Source organism: Serratia sp. EC4 (assembly GCF_059652115.1).
Window position 1 is genome coordinate 485,269 of record NZ_JBNIDE010000001.1, and the last position, 20,911, is coordinate 506,179.

The following is a 20,911-nucleotide window of genomic DNA, read 5'->3' on the forward strand; positions in this document are numbered from 1 at the left end:
ACAAACCCAGGTCTTGTCTCACAATGAACGTTGTTCGCTATGCATTTCTTCGTTTGATTTGGGGAATGCGCTCGCTGCGGCGAAAAACCGTAGCGAATTTCAACCATAACATTGCATGGAGAGTAATTTATGAAGCTGTTTAAAACCCTTTCAGCCTTGTGCATGGCAGCCGTTGTGGCGGTCGCGGTGAGCGCTTGCGCGCCGACGGCAAAATCAGAGGGAACAGGCGGTTATATCGATGACACCGTGGTCACCACCAAAGTGAAATCGGCGTTGCTGGCGGATAAAAACATCAAGTCACGCGAGATCAGCGTAGAAACCTTTAAAGGGCGCGTACAGCTGAGCGGCTTCGTGACCTCCAGCGATGACGCCAACCGTGCGGTGCAGGTCACACGCGGCGTGGCCGGCGTGAAATCGGTTGAAAACGTGATGCAGGTTAAATAATACCGACACAGGGAGGCGCAACGCCTCCCTGCTTGCGGCCTTCATCAGAAGCGGTAACCCGCCCCGAACATGAACACCCACGGATCCAGACGCGTATCGAAGCTGTGGTGCCCACCGTTCGCATCGTTGAAGCGAGTTTTGGTTTCGATGTTCATCCACCACACCGACATGTTCAGCATCCAGTGCTCATCCAGGTTGTAATCCAGGCCGGCCTGCGCCGCCACGCCCCAGGAATCTTTCAGATCGAGGTCGCTCAACCCGGCGCTTTTGCCGTAGTCGTTGAACTTCTCGTCGAAGAAGGTGGTGTAGTTAACGCCAACGCCCAGGTAAGGACGCAGTTTGTCCTGCTTGTCGCCGAAATAGTATTGCGCCATCAGCGTAGGCGGCAGTTGGTGAACGGTCGCCAAATCAGTGCCGCCCAGCGTCACCTTGTGGCGGAATGGCGTTGCGGCCAACAACTCAACGCCGATGTTGTCCGTCACCATGTAACCGAAGGTCAGACCGAGCTGAGTGTTGTTTTTCGCATCCAGCGAACCTAACCCCAGTACGTTGTCCGAACCTGCATTTGGACGCACCGTCGCGGTGCCCGCGCGGAACAGGAAATCACCGGCCTGATGCGCACTTGCCAACATAGGCGCCATCATCGTCGCCAATACCATCAGAGTTGTCTTTTTCATTATCCATTCCATTTGTGTGGTTAATCACTCGAGGGGGAATATACCTACTTTCGGGTATTTGTGATCCCATCGAGATCACATCTTATGTGTAAAAATTTAAAATCCCACTAAAAACAAGGTTACCTAACCGTCTAATAAATCAAGGATTGATCTGCATCAAAAAAACGATTTTGTTGCAAATTATCTACATGTTCAAATTTCTGTTGCGGAGAAAAATGCGGCTGAGGTAATTTCATTTTCCGTGTTGGTTTTGGTTGGTGCCGTGAGGAGTCGGTGGGCAATCAAGATGAGCGAAATCCTTAATCCCTGTGTCAGCTGCGGCGCATGCTGCGGTTATTTTCGAGTGTCATTCTATTGGGCCGAAGCCGAAGACGGCGGCGGCACCGTTCCCCTTTCCTTAACAGAGCCTTTGACCCCATTCCTGCGCTGCATGCAGGGGACCAACAGCAAGTCCCCCCGCTGTACCGCGCTGGACGGTGAAATAGGTAAAGCCGTTTCCTGCTCGATCTACCTTAATCGGCCCAGCCCGTGCAGGGAGTTCGATCAGTCCGGTGAAAACGGCCTGCGCAACGAAGCCTGCGATCGCGCCCGGGAACGCTACGGCCTGCCGCCCTTGCCGGTGCCCTTGCCGCTATCGCTGTCTGACGCGACGATCGTTGAAGAAATAGGCGTAGTGCAATTCGCGGGGTGCCACAGCGGCGTGGAACAGGGTACAATCACCCACTGATTTATCTCTGTTTTCCCGACGCCAAGGAGTCTGCATGCCTATCACGGCCAACGCTTTGTACCGTGACAGTTTTAACTTTTTACGCAACCAACTGGCCAGCATCCTGATGCTGGCTTTGTTGACGGCGTTTATCTCCGTGCTGCTGAATCAGGCCTTCAGCCCTGATGCCGAACAGTTGGCGACGCTCGCTGCCACCACCAGCGATTTTGCTTCGTCTACCGGCATGGGCATTCAGGACGTGATCCAGCAGATGACGCCGGAACAGCAGATGGTGTTGCTGAAAGTGTCGGCGGCCGCCACCTTCTCTGCGCTGGTCGGCAACGTGCTGCTGGTCGGCGGGATGCTGACGCTGATCCGTCTGGTGTCGCAAGGGCAACGCACCAGCGCCCTGCGCGCGCTCGGCGCCTCGGCGCCCGACTTGCCGCGCCTGCTGCTGCTGCTGTTTATCTGCACCCTGCTGATCCAGCTCGGCCTGACGCTGTTTGTGGTGCCGGGCGTGCTGATGGCGATCGCCTTCGCGCTGGCGCCGGTGATCGCCTCCGTCGATAAAAAAGGCGTGTTCGCTTCGCTCAAGCTGAGCAGCAAATTGGCCTTCGCCAATGCGCGCGTGCTGGTGCCGGCGATGATGCTGTGGCTGGCGGCCAAGCTGCTGGTGCTGTTCCTGGTGAGCCATCTGTCGGTGCTGACGCCGAACGTCGCCAGCGTGGTGCTGACCGCGTTGAGCAATCTGGTCTCCGCTCTGCTGCTGATCTACCTGTTCCGGCTGTATATGCTGCTGCGCGGCTAACGCCGGCGTCAGCAAAAACCAAGGGGCGCGCTTCGGCGCGCCCCTTTTTTTGTTTACCCCACCACGGCGGCTTCCGCCTGCTCCTTACTCTGAATCAGCTTCAGCGCCAGATACAGATCCGGCACCAAAATCAACTCTTTATCGCGCCCTAAGCGGTTGATGCGGAACCAACGCGTCAGCTCGGTGCGGCGCCCCGCCAGCACCAGCTTTACGTTACGCTGTAACAGGTCGCGTTTCAGTTCGTCGATGGCCGCCAGCACGCTGATATCGGCATGGGTGAAACTGGCCACCGCATCCACCACCACCCAACGTGGCTGGAACGGCGTGCCGTCCACCAAATTGAGGATACGGCGTTTAAAATACGCCACGTTGAAATAGGTCAGCGGCGAATTGAAGCGATACATCATGACGCCAGGTACCGCCTTCACCCCATTGTTATTGCCCATGGAATGGATCATGCCTTCATCGTTGACGCCCAGCAGCTGTTCCGTCGGCCGGAAGACGGTGCGCAGAAACTGCATCAGCCCCAGCAACACCGCCAGCCCGATGCCGCTGATCACCCCCACCAACAGCACGCTAAGGAAGGTAAATAGCGCCAGGCGAAACGCCTGCGCGTTGCGACGGCGCAAGATCCAGATGCCACGGATGTCCAGCAGCGACCAGGCCGCATACATCAGCACCACACCCAATCCCGCCACCGGAATAAACTGCAGCGGCGCCATCAGAAACAGCAAGACAAAGGCGATGACCGCGGCGGCGATGATCGACACCAGTTGGCTCTTGCCGCCGTTGGCATCATTCACCGCGGTGCGCGAATCCGCGCCGCTGATGGCGAAACCTTGCGACAGCGCAGAGACGATATTCACCAGCCCCAGCGCGCGAAACTCGGCGTCGGCGTTCACCTCATAACCGTTTTTGGCGGCGAAGCTGCGGGCGGTGAGCATCATGCTGACAAAGCTCACCACCGCCAGGTTAAGCGCCGGGATCACCATGTCGCGCAGCAAACCGGGCTGGAAGTCCGGCCACTGGACGATCGGCAGCACGCCGCTGAAACCGCCCACCGTCACCACGCCATGCTGCTGCAGGTCGCCCGCCCAGGTCACGAACGCCGCCAGCACGATAGCGAACAGTGGCGCCGGCCAGTTAGGCCGCCATTTTTTAAATCCAAGCAGCGTCACCAGCGTCAGCAACGACACCGCCATCGTCAGCCAGTCGCTGTGCAGCAAGTTACCGGGCAGCGCGTAGATGCGCTCGATCAGCTGTGCCGGGCGCACCGTGAACCCCAACACCTTGCCGATCTGATCGACAATAATGGTGATCGCCACCCCGTTCAGCAGCCCGCTGAGGATCGGCCGCGACAGCAAATCCGCCAGCGCCCCCAGCTTGAACCGGCTGGCCAGCAGGCACCAGCCGCCCATCATGGCGGTCATCATAATGGTCAGTTGCCAATGGCGTTCCATATTGCCCGCTGCCAGCGGCGTCACCACTGCGGCGATCACCGCGCAGGTGGCGGCGTCGGGCCCGACGATCAGCTGGCGCGACGAGCCGAACAGCGCGTAGGCCATCATCGGCAAGATACAGGAGTAGAGCCCCACTACCGGGCTGACCCCGGCCAGTTCGGCGTAGGCGATAGCCACCGGGAGGGCGACGGCGGCGACGGAAAGGCCGGCGCGAATATCCGGCTTGAGCCAGCTGCGTTGATAGCCCAATAAATGCGTCAAACCAGGCGTCAGGGCCTGGAGAGATTTCCACTGCATGTTGTTTTCCGCGGTAAATTATCTGGTTATTATGACGCTTACTATGCGGCCTGCGGCCCGCGCTGGCAATCTGCCGGCGCTTTCTTGCGTAAGTTTATGCAAATTCCTGCTTTCGCGGCAGAAATCCGCCGGCCAAACGCCGATAATCGGCAACGCCCGGCGGTACACAGAGCTCGCCGAATCCGGTATAGTCGGCCGATGAACAGATGATGGATTGATTTATGAAGCAGTTTCTTGATTTCCTCCCGCTAATTGTCTTTTTCGCTTTTTATAAGCTGTACGACATTTACGTTGCTTCCGGCGCGTTAATTGTCGCCACCGCGCTGGCGCTGGTGTTCACCTGGGTGAAATACCGCAAGATCGAGAAGATGACGCTGATCACCTTCCTGATGGTGCTGGTGTTCGGTACCCTGACGCTGGTGTTCCACAACGATTTGTTCATCAAATGGAAGGTCACGGTGATTTACGCGCTGTTCGCGCTGGCGCTGCTGATCAGCCAATGGGTGCTCAAAAAACCGCTGGTTCAGCGCATGCTGGGCAAAGAGTTGACGCTGCCGGACAAAGTGTGGAGCAACCTCAACCTGGCCTGGGCGGTCTTCTTCCTGGCCTGCGGCCTGGCGAACATCTATGTCGCCTTCTGGCTGCCGCAAAGCGTCTGGGTCAATTTCAAAGTCTTTGGCCTGACGGTGCTGACGCTGGTCTTCACCCTCCTCAGCGGTATCTATATTTACCGGCACATGCCGGAAGAACAGAAAAAATAGTTACAAAATTGTTAATGCCTGCGGCGCTTGCCGCGGGCAGTATGATGTTATTCCCTCCTTTTAAAAGCAGACTGCTATGACACAACAACGACCTTTACCCAGCGGCGAGCTGGTGCTGCGCACGCTGGCGATGCCGGCCGATACCAATGCCAACGGTGATATCTTCGGCGGCTGGCTGATGTCGCAAATGGATATCGGCGGCGCCATCCAGGCCAAAGAGATCGCCGAAGGGCGCGTGGTGACGGTGCGCGTAGACGGCATGACCTTCCTGAAACCGGTGGCGGTAGGCGACGTGGTTTGCTGCTATGCGCACTGTATCCGCACCGGGCGCAGCTCGATCACCATCAATATCGAAGTGTGGGTAAAGAAAGTTTCTTCCGCCCCGATCGGCCAGCGTTACCGGGCGACCGAAGCGGTGTTCACCTATGTGGCGGTCGATGCGGAAGGCAACTCGCGCGCGCTGCCCGAGGGCAAAATGAACTTCCGCGTCGGCTTCGAAGAGTAAGCCTGCGGCTGCGCCGCAAATGCAAAAAGGGTCGCCGAGGCGACCCTTTCTTTTTGGTGTGACCGAACTCAGTTCAATTCGGTGGTGCCGTTCAGCTTGAAGCGGATAGTGACGGTGCGATCTTTCGCTTCTTTGGCTTCATAGCGCCATTTACGCATCGCCTGCTTCACTTCACGCTCGAACATATTGCGCGGTTCGGCCGACAAGATACGCACGTTGCTGACGCGCCCGTCGCTGTCGATATCGAACTGTACCCGCACGTTGCCTTCGATCTGCAAAGCCTGAGCCCGCGGTGGATAGAGCGGATTGGCGCGGCTGATCGGCCTCGGCCCGACCTCGCGCGAGTTGCCCTGCACCGGCGCGGCAGGCGCCTGTTTCACCGGCGCTTTGTCGATCGGCTTGGCCGGCGAATCGTTGTTGAACGGCGACGGTTCGCGCGGCTCGACTTTTTTCGGCTCCGGTTTGACCTGTTTTTCGACCTTCGGCTTCGGCTTAGGTTTTGGTTTCGGCTTGACCGGCTCCGGCTTCACGATCGCCTTCGGCGGCGGCTCCACGATAGGTTCCGGTTCCGGTTCTGGCTCCGGCTCAGGTTCGACCTGCGGCGGTTCCGGCTCGGCCGGCGCCGGCGGTGGCGGTTCGGCCATCGCGGCGGTGTTGACCATCATGACGCTGATCGGCGCGTCCTCTGGCTTCGGCAGCTCCACCACTTCTTTTACCGAAGCGTAAAGCAATCCCGCCACCAGGGCGCTGTGCAGGCCTACGGATAAGACGAAAGGCACGGATATACGGCGATTAAGGAACATCTTTTTTAGCGGCATAATGATTCTGTTTCCTCTGGTTCGCCAAGTTTAAATGCAAATAGCAATCATATTCAATAACGAAAGGCAAACTATCGCTTTAATCGTCAGTATGCGCGGCTAAAACCAGCAAACTCATAAGGATATTAACCTGGCCGTTGCTTTTTTACCGCCGGAGCGACACGCTTCATTAACGTTTGGCCAGGCGTCAAAAAGTAAAAAACCCGCCGGAGCGGGTTAATTGCGGTGAGTCAGCGTTATTCTTCATCGCCATAGTAAAGCACGCCCAGCTTGATCAGCGGCCGCCCTTGCGCCTTACGGTGCAGGTTGGTGTCGCGCAGCGAATAGACGCAGCCGCAGTATTCCTGCTGATAGAAGCGTTCGCGCTTGCTGATCTCTATCATGCGCGACGAACCGCCCTTCTTGCGCCAGTTGTAATCCCAGTACACCAGATCGGGATACTTTTCCGCCGCGCGGATGCCGCAGTCGGTGATCTGCTGCATGTTCTTCCAACGCGAGATGCCCAGCGAGCTGGAGATAGTGTCGTAACCATGCTCATGCGCATACAGCGCCGTGCGCTCGAAACGCATGTCAAAACACATGGTGCAACGAATGCCGCGCTCCGGCTCATTCTCCATCCCCTTGGCGCGGGCGAACCAGTTGTCGGTGTCGTAATCGGCATCGATAATCGGCACTCCGTGCTGCTCGGCGAAACGGATGTTCTCTTCCTTGCGCAGCAGATACTCTTTTTGCGGGTGAATGTTGGGGTTATAGAAGAAAATGGCATACTCGATCCCGGAGGCCTGAATCGCTTCCATCACCTCGCCGGAACAGGGCGCGCAGCATGAATGCAGCAGCAGTTTGTTTTTGCCCGCCGGCAAATCGAGTTTTTCCCTTACCAGTTCCGTCATGTCCTCACCTCAATGGCATATCAGTTTAAGCGCGCCGCACTATACGAATAAAAAGTAGCGGCTTCAAGGCATAAGCGCCAATCCGCGGGGAAATTCGCCCGATGCCGTTCCCCTGCCGCGCCTTTTGCGCTACCTTGGTAGCACCGTTTTATAGCCATGATTTTAAAGGTGAAACATGCTTTATCTGATCTACGCGCAAGACGTCCCCAACTCGCTGGAAAACCGTCTGGCGGTGCGCCCGGCGCACCTGGCGCGCCTGCAGGCGCTGCGCGACGCCGGCCGCCTGGTGGTCGCCGGCCCTAACCCGGCCATCGACAGCAACGATCCCGGCGCCGCCGGCTTTACCGGTTCGACGGTGATCGCCGAATTCGCCTCGCTGGCGGAAGCCCAGGCCTGGGCGCAGCAGGATCCGTACGTCGCCGCCGGCGTCTATGCCGACGTGACGGTGAAACCGTTCAAACAGGTGTTCTGATCTCCAGCCCTCCGAATACCGGGAACGCCCCGCGATACAGCGTTCCCGGCGCTAGCCACATCTCTCCGTCACCGTCGTGCTCGATTCGTCTTCCCCACGCGGCCGATATTCATGTTCCCCCCCGTAAATACTCACCGATGACGCTTTCCAGCATCGCCACCGCCGGTTGGCTGGCGGCCGTGGCAGAACGGAGCAGTTGCACTTCATGTGGTGCGACCGACGGCAATTCGTCGAGTATCCGCATCGCCGCCGAAACCCGTGCGCGGTCAAGCAGCGTGACGGCCAATCCCGCCTCGATGGCAGCCGCCACCACGCTGGCCGAAGGGCTGCTCACAACCACCCGCCAGTGCCTTCCCGCCCTGGTCAATGCATCGATCATAGCCTCACGATAAGGGCAATCGGCGGCATGCAACGCCAGCGGCAGTGGCCGGTTAGCCTGCAGCGCCAGCGAACGGCCTCCGGCCCACACTGGCGCAGTCACCGCGAGCGGTGTCTGGCACTGTTTCCCCGAAGGTTGAACCACCAGCGCGAGATGCAGCCGATTACGGCCAACTTGTTCCGCCAGCGCCTGACTGGCAGCGGTAGAGACCTCCAGCTCCACCGCGGGAAAACTGTCGGCAAAACGCGGCAAAATATGGCGTATCACATGAGAAGCGTACTCATCAGGCAAGCCCAATTTGATATGACCGCTTAGCGGCGCGCCCTGCAGTTCCCGCAGAATATTGTCATGGGCGCTCAGCAGCCCGAGCGTCGAGGCCAGCAGCTTGTTTCCCAATGGCGTCAACGCCACGGACTGATTGTCACGCTCCAGCAGGCGGCCGCCCGCCACCTGTTCCAGGCGCCGGATATGCACGCTCACGGCGGCGGGGCTGCGATTGACAAATGCCGCCGCCGCGCGAAATTGCCCCAAACGCGCAATAGCGTGAAAAGTGCGTAAGAGATCGATATCCAATGTCGGCCGCATGATTTAACCTCATTAAACAACTGGGCGAAAATTATTCGATTTATTAAATTATAGCCACTCACTACCATCGGGCGGAAAGGAGGTGACCATCATGTCCCTGGCACCATTTCGCCCCTCTTCCCGCTGCGGCAAACATCGCGGCAGAGCCGCCCTCTGGCTGGCTGCGGCCGAGATCCTGCTGATCGTGGCCTGGAGCTCCGGCTTCGTCGGCATCCGCTTCGCCGCCGATTACGCGCCGGTGTTGCTGGTGGCGTTCTGGCGCTGCGTGGTGGTCGCGTTCGTGTTGCTGCCGCTTAGTCTGCGCGCCATCAGGCGCGCATCTCCGCTGACAATAGCTGTTCACGCCGGGATTGGGTTGCTCGCCATGACCGGTTACCTGACCGGCGTCAGCAAAGGCATCGAATATGGCGTGCCGGCCGGGTTGGCCGCGCTCATCGCCGATTTGCTCCCGCTCGGCACCGCGCTGCTGAGCATGCTGTTGCAACGCCGCTTGCCCGATGGCCGCGTTTGGTCCGGGTTAGCCTTGGGGGTTAGCGGGGTAACGCTGGCGACCGGCAGCGCCATCTCATGGGGAGACGCCCCATTGTGGAGCTACCTGTTGCCGCTGGCGGGGATGCTGTCGCTGGCGCTGGCAACGCTGTGGCAGGAACGGCTGCCGCGAACGCAAGCAATGAGTTTGCCAGCCGCGCTGGGGGTACAAAGCGCGGTTTCCGCGCTGGCTTTCGCCGCCATGGCCGGCGCGGAAGGCCCGCTGCTGCCAACGGTAACGACGGGGTTTGTGATCGGCGTGCTTTGGACCGCGCTACTGGCGACCCTGGCCGGCTACGGTCTGTACTGGTTTTGTCTAAGGCGCACTTCTGCGCTGCGCGTGACGAGCCTGCTGTTTCTCAGTCCCTTCGTCACCTTCTGCTGGGCAGGGTTAATGTTCAATGAACCTCTTTCCTGGCCCATGTTGCTAGGCGCGGCGGCGGCAGGAAGCGGTTTGTGGCTGCTCATCCGTCCCGCCGGGCGTGATGAGCCCAAAACAGCGCAACACGCTGAAAAATGACGGATAAGCGAATGGCGGCGCCGTTACGCGACGAGTTTCCCCCGTACCACCACCTTGCCCGGCTTGATCTCGGGGTCGGCAATGCGACGGATCGCCAGATTCAACGCTTGCCAGGCGATCTCTTGCAAGTCGTGTGACACGCACGGGAAATGAAAACCGTAGATCTCGGCATGTGAAACCTCATCGATGCTGAACAACGACACGTCCTGCATCAACGGCAGCCGATGTTCGATGCAGGCTTTGATAATGCCCAGGGAGATCTGGTTATTGCAGCCAACGAAAAAGTCCGGGGCGCGGTTATTGGCCAGCCAACGGCTCGTCTCTTGCCAGGCGACATCCATAAAGAAATCGGCATACAGCACTTCAAACGACGCCACTTTCCCTTGCAGCGCCGCCTGCAGCCCTGTAACCCTGTCCCGTGCAACGTTGGAGTTCTCCGGCCCGGACACCACCACCACCCGCTGCGCTTTCTGTTCCAGAAGCCAGCGGCCCGCCTGAAGGCCGCAGTCCAGGTTATCGATATACACTCCGCTGCAGTGGCGATTGTCCAGCTCACGGTCGATCAATACCACCGGGATATTCAATGTTTCCAACCGCTTTAGATAGGAAGGCTGGTACAGATGATCGTTGGAAATGACCGAGAGAATGATCGCATCGACGTTGTAGCCAATCAGTTTGTCGATGATTCTGTCTTCGCTTTCCTGTGACTCATAGGAATCGAACACCAGAGTGTCATATCCCATTTTTTGCGCTTCAAGCGTCATCAACCGCGTCAGGCCGCCAAAGAACGGGTTGGCCATATCAGGGTTGACGATGCCGATGGTTCTGCTGCTTTTCGCCCGCAGATTGCGCGCCGCAGCATTGACCACATAACCGAGTTCGGCAGCGGTCTCCCGAATGCGGCGCAGCGTTTCCGGATGAACCTTGTCCGGCTGTGAAAATGCCCGCGACGCGGTGATTTTACTGACGTTTGCCTGTGCGGCCACGCTAGCCAGCGTCGCTTTCCGTCCTCGCCCCACCGCCAAATGCAGCTCCTTAGCTTAAGGTTATCATTTTGTACCATTAACAACATCATGACAGAACTTTCATCGTCGCGCTAATGGTTTACGCCTGCCAGGCGGTTAATCCGGGGATCGGTAAAGATATCCAGCTCGTCACGGCTCTCGGAAGAAAACTCGGACACCACCGCGCCCCGCTTCCCCGCCTGAAACCAGTGCCGGGTATTGGGCGCGATGGTGTATTGTTCGCCAGGCCGCAAGAGGATATAGCGATTGCAGGTGTACCAAGGCTCTGCGCCCTCCGGCACCCGGCATACCGGTTCGCCGCCGGCATCATTAAGCGTCAGGTTTTCGTCATCGACAAACAGAAACACCTCGCCCCAACGGCAACGGAACGTCTCTTGTTTGCCGGGCGTGCCGGCGAAAGGAGGATGCAAATGCTCTGGGCAAGTCTGCTCAGGAAACAGCACCAACTCTTTCGCACAATACCGAGGTGAGTTGACATAGGTCAGCAGCTGCAGCCCTGAGACGGGATAGTCAGCCAAGCCAAACGTCGCAATTTCAATACGTTGCTGCTCTTCTTCGGTCAGAACAATGTCCGCCTCGCGCAAGTATTCCAGCGTAGCGGCTATGGCACGTTGTTGTTTGCTCATCATTTCCCCTGCAAAGTAACGGTATCGATATCAGCATGCTGATATTAAAACCGTCATTGCATCGCCGATTTTGTGATCTTCATCCCCATATTGAATAACAACCCACCAGCAAAATTAACTCCCGTCGAGTAATTCCAACATCGATCACAGTTTAACCCCCCGCTTTAGCCCACTATCGCCGCATTGAAATGATATCGTTACCATAAAAATGATTCACCAGGAGGCAATATGAAAGCATTAGTGTTGGCCAAAGCGGGGGAAATCGCTATCGAGGACGTCCAGCTTGCCGAAACGCTGGGGCCCGATGATGTGCAGATAAAAATTCATTCCGTGGGCATCTGCGGCAGTGATGTGCACTATTACCAACATGGCCGCATTGGCCCGTTCGTGGTTAACGCCCCGATGGTGCTCGGCCATGAGGCCTCCGGCGTAGTGCTCGCGACAGGTAAAAACGTCACTCACCTCAGCATCGGCGATCGCGTTTGCATGGAGCCCGGCATTCCGGATCTCAACTCGGCCCAGACGCGCGCCGGCATTTACAACCTTGATCCGGCCGTGCGCTTCTGGGCGACGCCGCCGGTGCACGGCTGCCTGCGCGAAACCGTCATCCACCCCGCCGCCTTCACGTTCAAATTGCCGGACAACGTCAGTTTCGCTGAGGGCGCCATGGTGGAACCCTTAGCCATCGGCATGCAAGCGGCCACCAAAGCCGGGATCAAACCCGGCGATATCGCGCTGGTGATCGGCGCCGGGCCGATCGGCGTGGTCACCGCCCTCGCGGCGCTGGCGGGCGGCTGCTCGGACGTCATTATCTGCGACCTGTTTGACGAAAAACTCGCCGTGGCGGCCAGTTATGAGGGGCTGCACGCCGTCAATATCAAAACCGGCGACCTGGCGGGGAAAGTGGCCGCGCTCACCAGCGGCAATGGCGCCGATGTCGTGTTTGAATGCAGCGGCGCCAAACCGGCCATCGCTACGCTGGCCGAACATGCGGCGCCAGGAGCGACCGCCGTGCTGGTCGGCATGCCGATCGATGCCGCGCCGATGGATATCGTCGCCGCGCAGGCCAAGGAAATCACCTTCAAGACCATTTTCCGCTACGCCAACATGTACCCGCGCACGCTGCGGCTGTTGAGCAGCGGCAAATTGCGCGTCCAGCCGTTGATAAGCCAAACCTACAAGTTCTCCGACAGCGTGGCCGCCTTCGAGCGCGCGGCGGCGGGACATGCCTCGGACATCAAAATCATGCTGGAAATGGAGTGATCCTATGGCGCTCTATGCTGGCATAGACTGCGGTACGCAAGGCACGAAAGTCGTGATTGTCGACAGCACACAGGGCGTGATCCTCGGTGAGGGCAACGCCCCTCACCGTCTCATCAGCCAAGCCAATGGCCGGCGCGAACAGGAGGCCGACTGGTGGATTGAGGCGCTGGTCATCGCTTTTCGCCAAGCCGTGACTAACGCCGACGTTGATGCACGGGAGATTCATGCTCTGGGGGTCTCTGGCCAACAACATGGGTTTGTGCCGCTGGACGCAGACGGCAACGTGCTGCACAGCGTCAAGCTGTGGTGCGATACCGAAACCGCAGAGGAAAACGAACGGCTCCTGCAGCAGCTCGGCGGGGCCAACGGCTCGCTGGAAACACTCGGCCTGCGGATCGCCACCGGTTATACCGCGTCAAAAATCCTTTGGTTCAAGACACACCATCCGGCGCTCTGGGCAAAACTGCACACCGTGTTGTTGCCCCATGACTACTTGAATTTCTGGCTGACCGGGGAGCGCGTAGCGGAATATGGCGACGCTTCCGGCACCGGATTGTTCGATGTGCGCACCCGTCGTTGGAGCAAATCCGCGGTCGATCTCATCGACGACAGCGGCCGCCTGTGGCAGGCCCTGCCGCCGCTCAAAAGCGCGGAATGCTGCATCGGCACGGTGCGCTCCGCCGCCGCGGAAAAACTCGGCCTCGGCCCAACGGTGCGAGTATCGACCGGCGGCGGCGACAACATGATGGCGGCCATCGGTTCCGGCAACATCGAGGCCGGCACCCTCACCCTGAGCCTGGGCACCTCCGGCACGCTATTCGCCTGGTCTGCCGCCCCCGTCACGGCGGAATCGGACATGATTGCCGGCTTCTGCTCCAGCACCAATGGGTGGCTGCCATTGATTTGCACCATGAATGTCACCTCGGCCACCACTGCAGTACAAACGCTGCTGGACGAAGACCTTGCCGGCTTTAACGGTTTATTGGCGCAGGCCTCGCCCGGCGCAGGCGGTGTCGAGATGCTGCCGTTCTTCAATGGCGAACGCGTTCCGCCGTTGCCCCACGCGCGCGCCAGCCTGCATAACCTCGATAGTGACAATTTTACCCGCGCCAATCTCTGCCTGGCGGTGGTCGAAAGCGCCACCTATGGCTTGCGCTATGGCATCGAGCTGTTTCGCCGTCAGGGCATTGAAGCGCGCGAGATCCGCCTCACCGGCGGCGGCGCCCGCAGCGCCGCCTGGCGACAAATCGTCGCGGACGTGATGGGGTGCCCGGTAGTCTGTCTGAAAGCCAAAGAGACCGCCGCGCTGGGCGGCGCCATTCAGGCGATGTGGGCGACGACGTTGGCCGACGATCCGCAGCGGAACGCCGGCGCGTTGCTGGCCGAACTGTGCCGGCGTTTCGTTGCGCTGGATGAGACCACGCGCGCACGGCCGCATGCCGGCAGACAGGCGCAATACGAGACGCTTTATCAACGGTACCTGCAACGCTTGCAGCAGACCTATCCGGAGGTGCAACTGTGACGCGAGATCCCCAGACGCAAGCGCCCGCCTACCTGCTGGAGGTCAGCGGCGTCAGGAAAGCTTTTGGCCCGGTCGTGGCCCTCAAGAATGCGGAGTTTTGCCTGCGGCGTGGATCCATCCATGCCCTGTGCGGCGGCAACGGCGCGGGTAAATCCACCTTTCTCAGCATTCTGATGGGCTTTATTCAACCCGATGGCGGCGACATTTTTATCAATGGCCAACGCTGTGAATTTCATCATCCCCGGGAAGCCCTCAACGCCGGCATCGCCATCGTGCAGCAGGAACTGAGCGCGATCCCGGATCTGACGGTGGCCGAAAACATTTGGCTGGGCCGCGAGCCGAGACGCCTGGGGTTCGTCGACTTCGCGACGCTCAACCAGCGCACCACCAGCCTGCTCAAAGAACTCGATTTCAAGATCGACGCCCGAGAAAAAATGCGCAACCTGAGCGTCGCCGAGCAGCAACTGGTCGAGATCGCCAAAGCGCTGTCGCATGCCAATGCCGACATCATCATCATGGATGAACCCACCTCGGCGATTGGCGAGGAGGATGCGCAAAAAATCTTTCAGACGCTTCAGCAACTGGCGGCGAAAGGTAAAGGCATTATTTACGTCTCTCACCGTTTGTCAGAGATATTCCAAATCGCGGACAGCTACACCATTTTCCGCGACGGCGCCTATATCCATGAAGGCTATATCGCTGACATTACCCGTGAGCAGCTGATCGAACACATTATCGGCGGCGAGTACGACAGCGAGTTCGCCAAATTCAACCAGCCTGGCGAGGAGGTCTTGCTGGAGGTCAACGGCCTGTGTTGGCGCAGCAAGATAAAGGATATCAGCCTGCAACTGAAGCACGGTGAGATCCTGGGCATCTACGGCCTGGTGGGATCGGGCCGCAGCGAGTTTCTCGATCTTATCTTCGGCATTCAGCATGCCGACAGCGGCACGATCCGCTTGGGCGACAAGACGCTTAACCGCCATTCCCCGCGAGAGGCCATCGACAGCGGCATTGCCTACGTGACGGAAGATCGCAAGGAAACCGGCCTGGTGCTGTGCCGTTCCGTCAGTGAAAACATCAATATCGCCTCTTTTGCCGGCATCAGCCGAATGGGGTTCGTCAGCGAAAAACGGGAGCAAGCGCGAACCCGCGACATGATCCAGCGCTTCAACGTTAAAACCCACGATGGCGAACAGCCCGTGGGCAACCTGAGCGGCGGCAACCAGCAAAAAGTGGTGCTGGGCCGCTGGGCGCTGCTGGATCCGGAGGTGTTGTTGCTCGACGAGCCGACGCGCGGCATCGACGTCGGCGCCAAGAAAGAGATCTACCGATTTATGTCGGAGTTCGCCTTGCAAAACAAGGGGATCATCATGGTTTCCTCCGAGCTTTCGGAAATTATCGGCATGAGCGATCGCATATTGGTATTTCGTGACGGGCAGTTGGCCGGCGAGCTTTCGGCGGCCGATGCGAGCCAGGCAGCACTGATGAAACTTGCGGTTTAACAGAGAGAGAAAAAAAATGAGCAGCGCCCACTCCTTATCACCAGGAATTTCATTTTTCACCCGCAATAAACGCCGTATGCACAAATACGGCATTATCATCGCCTTTTTCGCGCTGTGCCTGATCGTGGCGCTGATTGGCGAATATCAGGTCGCCCAGGGGGCCTGGAGCAGCAATTATTTTCTCAGCAATGAAAACACCCTGATCGTCCTGCGTCAGGTCTCGATCAACGGTATTCTGGCGATCGGCATGACCTTCGTCATCATTACGGCCGGCGTCGATCTCTCCGTGGGCTCGGTGCTGGCGTTAAGCGGGATCGTCGCCGCCCGTTTCGCCACCAACAACAGCGGATTGGCTATCGGCGACACCGCGACCGCCGTCATGGCGCCGCTGATCGTGGCGCTGGGCATCGGCATCGTCTGCGGCCTGGTGAACGGCACCGTGTTGGCTCGTTACCGGTTGCAGCCGTTTATCGTCACCATGGGCATGCTCTCCGCGGCGCGCGGGTTAACCATGTTGACCACCAACGGCAATCCGGTATCGCAATTGAACAGCGATTTCCGCTGGTTAGGCAATGGCTATGTCGGCGGCGTTCCGGTGCCCGTCATCATCTTCATCGTGCTGTTCGCCCTCGCCTGGCTGGTGCTGAATAAAACCCTCTTCGGGCGTTACATCTACGCCGTCGGCGGCAACCCGAAAAGCGCGCGCACCTCGGGGATTAACGTCACCCGCATCAAAATACTGGTGTATACGCTGTGCGGCGCGCTGGCCGGCATCGCCGGCCTGATCCTTACGGCGCGCACCGGTTCGGCGCAGACCAACGCCGGCGCAGGGTATGAGCTGGACGCCATCGCGGCGGTGGTGATCGGCGGCACCAGCATGGCCGGCGGCGTCGGTACGCTGGTCGGCACTTTCTTCGGCGTGCTGATTATCGGGGTGATGAATAACGGCCTCGATCTGCTCGGCGTGCAATCGTATTACCAACAAATTATCAAAGGCGCATTGATCGTTCTTGCCGTATTGCTCGACCCATCGCGTAAGCAACAGCGCGATTAATAACATCAGACCCAACTCTACCAGGAGAAAACCATGAATAAGACCAAGATAGCGTTGTTTGCCTCTGCCATGATGCTCGGTAGCCTGTCGGCGGCTCAGGCCGCCCCGGTAAAAATCGCGGTATTGATGTACGGCAACAAAGCCGAGTTCGTGCAATTGATGGAAAGGTTCGGCAAGGAACACCCGGCGGTGAAAAGCGGCGAAGCCGTACTGACTTTCTACGATGGGCGTTATGATGCATCGGTGCAAAACGATCAGGCCGCCACCGCTATCCAGACGCGCGCCGATGCCATTATCGTCAACCCGATGGATTTTGAGGCCAATATCGATATCGTTACCAATGCCAACGAAGCCAAAATCCCGGTGGTGGTCACCAACGCGCGCCTGAACACGGACGCGATGACGTCTGAAGTGGTGTCTAATGACGAGTTGGGCGGGTATCTGGAAGCCAAAGCCGTCCTGGACAAACTCGACTGCAAGAACCGGAAGGTGAACGTGGTGATTATCGAAGGCCCGAAAGGCGGCAGCGGCGAGATCCAGCGCGGCAAAGGCAATGATAAAGCGATTGCCGAGTGCGGCGCCGGCCAGGTCACGGTACTTGAGCGCAAAACGGCCAACTGGTCACGCGCGGAAGCGCAGCCGCTGATGGAAAACTGGCTGCAGAAACACCGGGGTAAAATCAACGGCGTGATTGGCCAGAACGACGAGATGGCGCTGGGCGCTATCGAAGCGATCAAAGGCGCCGGCCTGAATGTGAAGGACTTCGCGATTGCCGGCGTTGACGGCGTCTCTGACGCGATTCATGCGGTGCAGGCCGGTGAAATGGTCTCTATTCTGCAAGATGCCAAAGGCCAGATGCAGGGTTCCATCGACGTCGCGCTGCGCGCCGTGAAAGGTGAAAGCTATCAACCGCAGTCGGACATCTGGAAGCAGTACGCCAAGGATCTGAAATGGGAGGGCGGCACGCAGAAGCATTACTACATTCCGTGGACCGTCGTTACCGCAGAGAACGCCCAATCGCTGTTGGACGCCCGTAAATAATTCCCCCGCCCCCTGCCTTCAGGGGGCCCCGCAGGGGCGCTTGCCTGCGAACAAAAAAAAAGCCAGCACGGAGTGGCTGGCTAAAAAGTTCTTCGAGGGAATATCTTGTGCGATAAACATACGCCTTTCACTGCGGGCTTTACTAGCTATCAGTGCGATAGGCACCCTCAGTTAAAATCAACGCCTGCATATCGGTGAACATCGTTTCCCATTCCGCCTGATCGATATCCATCAAACCAAAGTAACGCAGCATAAAGGCGCCTTCGGTGGCGAGAAACGCCAGGCGCGCGCGCTTGCCTCCTTCCGTCGTCAAATCCAAACCGGCGATGCGGCTGCGATACCATTCGCGCGTGCTCGCCAGATGCTCCGGCGTTTGAATCAGCGTCGCCATCAGCCCGGCGGCCTTGGCGCTGGCGGTCTGATCCGAGCTTTGCGTCGCCAGCATATGCGCGCGCACGCCGGTCTGCGGCGAAGGATCGTCACCGGCGATAGCGGCGAACAGCGTCTCGTAGGCACTGCCCCAGCGATCGAACATGGCGTCAATCAGGGCGTCTTTGCTGCCGAAACAGTACTGCACCCCGCCCTTGGAGATCCCCATCGCTTTGGCGACGGCGTCGATGGTCAAGCCGGCGGCGCCCTGGGTGGCGACGATCTCTTCGGCGGTGTCCAAAACCTTGTCGCGATCGATGCTGCGTTGACGTCCCATTAAGAAACCCTTCTTTTCAATACGAACGTATGGATATATATTATCGCCAGTATACCACCCGGCATCGCCGGAGGGTTACCACAATGGCGGCGCCTTCGCGCCGCCCACGTTAACTGGATTATGACTTATGTACGCCAAGAACCGCTGGTTAATCCTGACAATGGTCGCCAGCGCCCTGTTCCTGATCGTCATCGATATGACGGTGTTATATACCGCCCTGCCGCGTTTAACCCAGGCGCTGGATGCCAGCGCCTCGCAAAAACTCTGGATCGTCAACGCCTACCCATTGGTGGTGGCCGGTCTGTTGCCTGGCGCCGGCATGCTGAGCGATCGCATCGGCCATAAACGGCTGTTTCTCGCCGGGCTGCCGGTGTTTGCCGTCGCGTCGCTGTGCGCCGCTTTCTCGCCTACCGCCGAGTGGCTGATCGCCGCGCGGGTATTCCTCGCCGTTGGCGCGGCAATGATGATGCCCGCCACGCTGTCCATCGTACGCCACGTCTTTACCGACGAACGCGAACGCGCGCTGGCGATCGGCATCTGGGCGTCGGTGGCCTCCGGCGGCGCGGCCATCGGCCCGGTGGTCGGCGGCCTGCTGTTGGAGTATTTCTGGTGGGGCTCGGTGTTCCTGATCAATGTGCCGGTGGTGTTGCTGGTCTGGCCGCTGGCATGGAAACTGATCCCGCGCTGCGGCGGCGATACCCCGCGCCCCGCCGATATCATCGGCTCGGTGCAGATCATGATAGGCCTGGTCGGCGCTATCTATGCGCTGAAGGAATTGAGCAAGCCGGCGCCTGACGTCAGCGCCTTGCTCGCAGCGGCCCTGATCGGCATCCTGTTCCTGGCGCTGTTCGTGCGTCGTCAGCAGCGCAGCGCCCACCCGATGATCGATTTCTCCCTGTTCCGCAACCGGTTGTTCGCCGGCGGCATCGGCGTGGCATTGCTGTCGATGGTGGCGCTGATCGGCGTCGAGCTGGTGCTCAGCCAACGCTTGCAACTGGTGCTCGGCCTCAGTCCGCTGCAGGCAGCGCTGTTCATCTTGCCGATCCCGCTGGCCTCGGCGCTGGCGGGGCCAATGGCCGGTTTGCTGCTGCCGCGCTACGGTGAGCGCAGCATCATTCTCGGCGGTTTCGCCCTGACCGCCTTCGGCATCGCCGGCCTCGCCCTGTTCTATCAGAGCGGCATAGCGCCGCAGCTGGCGAGCCTGGCGTTGGTGGGCTTCGGCCTCGGCGGCGTGATCACCGCCGCTTCCACCGCCATCATGTTGAACGCGCCGGAGGAGAAATCCGGCATGGCGGCATCTATCGAAGACGTCTCCTACGAGCTGGGCGGCGTGCTGGGCGTGACGTTGCTCGGCGGGCTGATGACGGCGGTCTACAGTCACAGCCTGGCGCTGCCGGCGGCGCTGCCGGTCAGCGATTTAGCCTACGACAGCATCGACGAAGCGTTGCGCCTGGCGGCAGGAATGGCGGCCGATCGCGCGCAGCAGTTGACGCAGCTGGCGCGTCTGGCCTTTGATCGCGCCTTTATTTCGGTACTGATCGCCGCCGCGCTGTTAATGGCGCTGGGCGCAGGTGTGGTAAAACTGGCGCTGCGCAAGTAACCGAGAAAAGCGACTTTTTTCGCCTGCGGAACCTGCGTAAACTGATTCGGCAATTTGCTCGACGGATTTATCGTCATCGGTTTGAGCGATGGCAATAATGCCTGTTATCGTATTTAACCCTGCGATAAATCCGGTTACTGTAACAGCTATGGAAATTGATTCTGTCTACTATCGGAACAAATAATCAGGAGAAGATTATTATGGCAACGGCAAAGAAAGCAGCGAAAACCCATATCGGCCTTGACAGTAAACAATCAGCAAAACTCGCCGAAGCGTTGAATGCGCTGTTGGCAAACTATCAGGTGCTGTATATGAACGTGCGCGGCTATCATTGGAACATTACCGGCCCGCAGTTCTTTGAACTGCACGCGAAATTCGAAGAGACATATAACGATCTGCTGACCAAGGTGGATGAGCTGGCGGAACGTATTCTGACGTTGGGCTCGCAGCCGCGTCACGCTTTCAGCGATTATCTGAAAACCGCCGACATCAAGGAACACACCAACGTGACCGATGATAAGGGTACGCTGCGCGGCCTGTTGGAAGGGTATTCAATCTTGCTGCAACAGCAGCGTGAGCTGCTGACGGTGGCGGCAGACGCCGGCGACGAAGGCACCGCGTCGTTGATGAGCGATTACATCAAAGAGCAGGAAAAACAGGTCTGGATGCTCAACGCCTATTTGGGCAAATAACTCAGACGCCATAACAAAACAGTCCCTCAC

22 protein-coding genes are annotated in these 20,911 nt (G+C 58.8%); 14 read left to right on the forward strand and 8 right to left on the reverse strand.

Translation table 11 applies throughout. From position 1 onward, the window contains the following. Positions 1-129 precede the first annotated feature (129 nt). On the forward strand, positions 130-444 hold the full coding sequence (locus tag ACP39K_RS02200; RefSeq protein ID WP_016927515.1) for a BON domain-containing protein: 315 nt from the start codon (positions 130-132) through the stop codon (positions 442-444). 44 nt (positions 445-488) lie between these two features. Here the strand turns inward: ACP39K_RS02200 and ompW are convergent, their stop codons facing one another. Continuing rightward, complete coding sequence (gene ompW / locus ACP39K_RS02205) at positions 489-1,121, reverse strand: outer membrane protein OmpW (RefSeq protein WP_016927514.1); 633 nt, start codon at positions 1,119-1,121, stop codon at positions 489-491. 286 nt (positions 1,122-1,407) lie between these two features. On the opposite strand from ompW, the gene ACP39K_RS02210 reads away from it, so the two are divergent. Next, the gene (locus ACP39K_RS02210) at positions 1,408-1,848 is read left to right on the forward strand and encodes a YkgJ family cysteine cluster protein (RefSeq protein WP_028127465.1); all 441 of its coding nucleotides are present in this window, start codon (positions 1,408-1,410) and stop codon (positions 1,846-1,848) included. A gap of 34 nt (positions 1,849-1,882) precedes the next feature. Continuing rightward, the gene (locus ACP39K_RS02215) at positions 1,883-2,635 is read left to right on the forward strand and encodes a YciC family protein (protein ID WP_115436143.1); all 753 of its coding nucleotides are present in this window, start codon (positions 1,883-1,885) and stop codon (positions 2,633-2,635) included. 53 nt (positions 2,636-2,688) lie between these two features. On the opposite strand, the gene ACP39K_RS02220 is transcribed toward ACP39K_RS02215, so the two are convergent. After that, a complete protein-coding gene (locus ACP39K_RS02220; protein ID WP_147827264.1) occupies positions 2,689-4,392 on the reverse strand; it encodes a SulP family inorganic anion transporter in 1,704 nt (567 codons plus the stop codon). Positions 4,393-4,613: 221 nt separating this feature from the next. On the opposite strand from ACP39K_RS02220, the gene ACP39K_RS02225 reads away from it, so the two are divergent. After that, complete coding sequence (locus tag ACP39K_RS02225) at positions 4,614-5,153, forward strand: septation protein A (RefSeq protein WP_033640129.1); 540 nt, start codon at positions 4,614-4,616, stop codon at positions 5,151-5,153. Between the two features lie 76 nt (positions 5,154-5,229). Further along, positions 5,230-5,658: an acyl-CoA thioester hydrolase YciA gene (gene yciA / locus ACP39K_RS02230; protein WP_004932085.1), complete on the forward strand. Its 429-nt coding sequence runs from the start codon at positions 5,230-5,232 to the stop codon at positions 5,656-5,658. A 68-nt stretch (positions 5,659-5,726) separates the two neighbouring features. On the opposite strand, the gene tonB is transcribed toward yciA, so the two are convergent. After that, on the reverse strand, positions 5,727-6,476 hold the full coding sequence (tonB, locus tag ACP39K_RS02235; protein WP_060421040.1) for a TonB system transport protein TonB: 750 nt from the start codon (positions 6,474-6,476) through the stop codon (positions 5,727-5,729). A 236-nt stretch (positions 6,477-6,712) separates the two neighbouring features. Then, positions 6,713-7,366 (reverse strand): epoxyqueuosine reductase QueH, encoded by a 654-nt coding sequence (locus ACP39K_RS02240; protein WP_015378073.1) that lies wholly within the window; start codon positions 7,364-7,366, stop codon positions 6,713-6,715. Positions 7,367-7,541: 175 nt separating this feature from the next. Here ACP39K_RS02240 and ACP39K_RS02245 point away from each other — a divergent pair, with 175 nt between their 5' ends. Continuing rightward, positions 7,542-7,838: a YciI family protein gene (locus ACP39K_RS02245; RefSeq protein WP_016927508.1), complete on the forward strand. Its 297-nt coding sequence runs from the start codon at positions 7,542-7,544 to the stop codon at positions 7,836-7,838. A gap of 109 nt (positions 7,839-7,947) precedes the next feature. Here the strand turns inward: ACP39K_RS02245 and ACP39K_RS02250 are convergent, their stop codons facing one another. After that, positions 7,948-8,802 (reverse strand): LysR substrate-binding domain-containing protein, encoded by an 855-nt coding sequence (locus ACP39K_RS02250; protein ID WP_048796454.1) that lies wholly within the window; start codon positions 8,800-8,802, stop codon positions 7,948-7,950. A 91-nt stretch (positions 8,803-8,893) separates the two neighbouring features. Between ACP39K_RS02250 and ACP39K_RS02255 the strand changes: the two genes are divergently transcribed. After that, positions 8,894-9,850 (forward strand): DMT family transporter, encoded by a 957-nt coding sequence (locus tag ACP39K_RS02255; RefSeq protein WP_033640123.1) that lies wholly within the window; start codon positions 8,894-8,896, stop codon positions 9,848-9,850. A gap of 23 nt (positions 9,851-9,873) precedes the next feature. Here ACP39K_RS02255 and ACP39K_RS02260 read toward each other — a convergent pair whose 3' ends face one another. Together ACP39K_RS02260 and ACP39K_RS02265 are read right to left on the reverse strand one after the other, a co-directional pair. Further along, positions 9,874-10,875 carry a LacI family DNA-binding transcriptional regulator gene (locus ACP39K_RS02260; RefSeq protein ID WP_028127466.1) on the reverse strand — a complete coding sequence of 334 codons (1,002 nt, stop codon included), beginning with the start codon at positions 10,873-10,875 and terminating at the stop codon, positions 9,874-9,876. 71 nt (positions 10,876-10,946) lie between these two features. Further along, positions 10,947-11,501, reverse strand: coding sequence for a D-lyxose/D-mannose family sugar isomerase (locus tag ACP39K_RS02265; RefSeq protein ID WP_028127467.1), 555 nt, complete (start codon positions 11,499-11,501; stop codon positions 10,947-10,949). Between the two features lie 228 nt (positions 11,502-11,729). On the opposite strand from ACP39K_RS02265, the gene ACP39K_RS02270 reads away from it, so the two are divergent. From ACP39K_RS02270 to ACP39K_RS02290, 5 genes are all read left to right on the forward strand, one after another. Then, the gene (locus ACP39K_RS02270; RefSeq protein WP_004932112.1) at positions 11,730-12,764 is read left to right on the forward strand and encodes an NAD(P)-dependent alcohol dehydrogenase; all 1,035 of its coding nucleotides are present in this window, start codon (positions 11,730-11,732) and stop codon (positions 12,762-12,764) included. A gap of 4 nt (positions 12,765-12,768) precedes the next feature. Beyond that, on the forward strand, positions 12,769-14,286 hold the full coding sequence (xylB, locus tag ACP39K_RS02275; protein ID WP_197829048.1) for a xylulokinase: 1,518 nt from the start codon (positions 12,769-12,771) through the stop codon (positions 14,284-14,286). Next, positions 14,283-15,788, forward strand: coding sequence for a sugar ABC transporter ATP-binding protein (locus ACP39K_RS02280; protein ID WP_016927502.1), 1,506 nt, complete (start codon positions 14,283-14,285; stop codon positions 15,786-15,788). Before xylB ends, ACP39K_RS02280 begins: the two co-directional genes overlap by 4 nt. A gap of 76 nt (positions 15,789-15,864) precedes the next feature. Then, complete coding sequence (locus ACP39K_RS02285) at positions 15,865-16,842, forward strand: ABC transporter permease (protein WP_016927501.1); 978 nt, start codon at positions 15,865-15,867, stop codon at positions 16,840-16,842. 33 nt (positions 16,843-16,875) lie between these two features. Continuing rightward, a complete protein-coding gene (locus ACP39K_RS02290; RefSeq protein ID WP_033640121.1) occupies positions 16,876-17,883 on the forward strand; it encodes a substrate-binding domain-containing protein in 1,008 nt (335 codons plus the stop codon). A 142-nt stretch (positions 17,884-18,025) separates the two neighbouring features. On the opposite strand, the gene ACP39K_RS02295 is transcribed toward ACP39K_RS02290, so the two are convergent. Beyond that, positions 18,026-18,589, reverse strand: a complete 564-nt coding sequence (locus ACP39K_RS02295) for a TetR/AcrR family transcriptional regulator (protein ID WP_016927499.1) — start codon at positions 18,587-18,589, stop codon at positions 18,026-18,028. Between the two features lie 127 nt (positions 18,590-18,716). Here ACP39K_RS02295 and smfY point away from each other — a divergent pair, with 127 nt between their 5' ends. Both smfY and ACP39K_RS02305 read left to right on the forward strand, forming a co-directional pair. After that, positions 18,717-20,189, forward strand: a complete 1,473-nt coding sequence (gene smfY, locus ACP39K_RS02300) for a multidrug efflux MFS transporter SmfY (protein WP_497008273.1) — start codon at positions 18,717-18,719, stop codon at positions 20,187-20,189. Between the two features lie 200 nt (positions 20,190-20,389). After that, entirely contained in the window at positions 20,390-20,881 is a 492-nt protein-coding gene (locus ACP39K_RS02305; RefSeq protein WP_004932132.1) for a Dps family protein, read from the forward strand. The last annotated feature ends 30 nt before the right edge of the window (positions 20,882-20,911 follow it).

What these genes read in the sequence shown, in the direction of transcription:
- ACP39K_RS02220 (WP_147827264.1), bottom strand. Translation starts at nt 4,392, where the DNA reads ATGCAGTGGAAATCTCTCCAGGCCCTGACGCCTGGTTTGACGCATTTA.
- ACP39K_RS02255 (WP_033640123.1), top strand. Translation starts at nt 8,894, where the DNA reads ATGTCCCTGGCACCATTTCGCCCCTCTTCCCGCTGCGGCAAACATCGC.
- yciA (WP_004932085.1), top strand. Translation starts at nt 5,230, where the DNA reads ATGACACAACAACGACCTTTACCCAGCGGCGAGCTGGTGCTGCGCACG.
- ACP39K_RS02210 (WP_028127465.1), top strand. Translation starts at nt 1,408, where the DNA reads ATGAGCGAAATCCTTAATCCCTGTGTCAGCTGCGGCGCATGCTGCGGT.
- tonB (WP_060421040.1), bottom strand. Translation starts at nt 6,476, where the DNA reads ATGCCGCTAAAAAAGATGTTCCTTAATCGCCGTATATCCGTGCCTTTC.
- ACP39K_RS02240 (WP_015378073.1), bottom strand. Translation starts at nt 7,366, where the DNA reads ATGACGGAACTGGTAAGGGAAAAACTCGATTTGCCGGCGGGCAAAAAC.
- ACP39K_RS02225 (WP_033640129.1), top strand. Translation starts at nt 4,614, where the DNA reads ATGAAGCAGTTTCTTGATTTCCTCCCGCTAATTGTCTTTTTCGCTTTT.
- ompW (WP_016927514.1), bottom strand. Translation starts at nt 1,121, where the DNA reads ATGAAAAAGACAACTCTGATGGTATTGGCGACGATGATGGCGCCTATG.
- ACP39K_RS02215 (WP_115436143.1), top strand. Translation starts at nt 1,883, where the DNA reads ATGCCTATCACGGCCAACGCTTTGTACCGTGACAGTTTTAACTTTTTA.
- smfY (WP_497008273.1), top strand. Translation starts at nt 18,717, where the DNA reads ATGTACGCCAAGAACCGCTGGTTAATCCTGACAATGGTCGCCAGCGCC.
- ACP39K_RS02290 (WP_033640121.1), top strand. Translation starts at nt 16,876, where the DNA reads ATGAATAAGACCAAGATAGCGTTGTTTGCCTCTGCCATGATGCTCGGT.
- ACP39K_RS02265 (WP_028127467.1), bottom strand. Translation starts at nt 11,501, where the DNA reads ATGAGCAAACAACAACGTGCCATAGCCGCTACGCTGGAATACTTGCGC.
- ACP39K_RS02295 (WP_016927499.1), bottom strand. Translation starts at nt 18,589, where the DNA reads ATGGGACGTCAACGCAGCATCGATCGCGACAAGGTTTTGGACACCGCC.
- ACP39K_RS02305 (WP_004932132.1), top strand. Translation starts at nt 20,390, where the DNA reads ATGGCAACGGCAAAGAAAGCAGCGAAAACCCATATCGGCCTTGACAGT.
- ACP39K_RS02270 (WP_004932112.1), top strand. Translation starts at nt 11,730, where the DNA reads ATGAAAGCATTAGTGTTGGCCAAAGCGGGGGAAATCGCTATCGAGGAC.
- ACP39K_RS02250 (WP_048796454.1), bottom strand. Translation starts at nt 8,802, where the DNA reads ATGCGGCCGACATTGGATATCGATCTCTTACGCACTTTTCACGCTATT.
- xylB (WP_197829048.1), top strand. Translation starts at nt 12,769, where the DNA reads ATGGCGCTCTATGCTGGCATAGACTGCGGTACGCAAGGCACGAAAGTC.
- ACP39K_RS02200 (WP_016927515.1), top strand. Translation starts at nt 130, where the DNA reads ATGAAGCTGTTTAAAACCCTTTCAGCCTTGTGCATGGCAGCCGTTGTG.
- ACP39K_RS02245 (WP_016927508.1), top strand. Translation starts at nt 7,542, where the DNA reads ATGCTTTATCTGATCTACGCGCAAGACGTCCCCAACTCGCTGGAAAAC.
- ACP39K_RS02285 (WP_016927501.1), top strand. Translation starts at nt 15,865, where the DNA reads ATGCACAAATACGGCATTATCATCGCCTTTTTCGCGCTGTGCCTGATC.